This is a genomic window from Streptomyces sp. NPDC002130, from assembly GCF_040296465.1.
Classification (GTDB): Bacteria; Actinomycetota; Actinomycetes; order Streptomycetales; family Streptomycetaceae; genus Streptomyces.
On sequence record NZ_JBEOXI010001118.1, the window covers coordinates 1 to 1,135 of the forward strand.

General features: G+C 64.5%; 2 protein-coding genes. Both read left to right on the forward strand.

Annotated elements, in window-relative coordinates:
- Positions 1–179: 179 nt before the first annotated feature.
- Positions 180–482 carry a gamma carbonic anhydrase family protein gene (locus tag ABT116_RS48885; RefSeq protein WP_351648054.1) on the forward strand — a complete coding sequence of 101 codons (303 nt, stop codon included), beginning with the start codon at positions 180–182 and terminating at the stop codon, positions 480–482.
- The coding region (locus tag ABT116_RS48890; protein ID WP_351648052.1) for a uracil-DNA glycosylase at positions 482–1,135 on the forward strand (654 nt) is incomplete at its 3' end. The genes ABT116_RS48885 and ABT116_RS48890, both read left to right, overlap by 1 nt.

Below are 1,135 nucleotides of genomic sequence, written 5' to 3' on the forward strand. Positions count from 1 at the left end.
TGCGCTGGGACGGCACGGCCTGGGTGAGCGAGCGGGGGCCGCTTGCCACGACCCCCGTGGTCGTCAACTGAAGTTGCCGTGGATGAGGGATTGCATTGCGGGCAGCAAGAGAGAGGCGCCAATCCCGCCGAGCACGGCCCAGAAGATGACGACATTGCACCGCCGTCGATGCGACTGTCATCGGTTCCGGTTGCGTCGTGGGCCACAACGCGCACATCGAGGGATCGACCATCGAGGACCATTGCCTGATCGCGTCGGGGTCAGTTGTTCTCAACGGAACGGTGATCGGGACGGGGTCGATCGTCGCCGCTGGTGCGGTGGTGGCCAACAAGATGCAGGTTCCGCCGCGCAGCATGGCACTCGGTGTCCCCGCCAAGGTCCGTGCGGGATACGAGGTTCCGCTCGGTCACCTCGACGGCAACGTCAAGATGTACGCAGCCAATGCGGCGTACTACCGCGACGCGTTGCGCAGGCTCGACTGATGGCGCCGCTTGCAGAGATCGTCGATCCAGGGTGGGCGCGGGCACTCGAACCGGTCTCGGAGCAGATCTCCGCGATGGGTAAGTTCTTGCGCGACGAGATCGCTGCGGGACGGGAGTATCTGCCTGCGGGAGAGAAAGTCTTGCGTGCATTCACGAACCCGTTCGACGACGTTCGGGTGCTGATCATCGGTCAAGACCCCTATCCGACGCCCGGTCATGCTGTCGGGTTGAGCTTTTCGGTTGCCCCGGACGTGCGGCCGGTTCCGCGAAGCCTCGGCAACATCTACAAGGAGTATCACCAGGATCTCGGGTTGCCGATACCGCCGAACGGCGATCTGACGCCGTGGTCGAAACAAGGTGTGCTGCTTCTCAATCGCGTTCTCACCGTGCAGCCTGGGCAAGCCGCTTCTCATCGCAAGAAGGGCTGGGAACCGGTCACCGAGCAGGCTATCCGCGCTCTGGTCGCGCGGTCGTCGCCGATGGTGGCGATCTTGTGGGGTCGGGACGCGGCCACCCTCGCGCCGATGCTCGGCGACACACCGATCATCGAATCCGCGCACCCGTCACCGCTTTCGGCCTCGCGCGGTTTCTTCGGTTCGCGCCCGTTCAGTCGTGCGAACGAACTCTTGACCGGACTGGGAGCCGATCCGGTC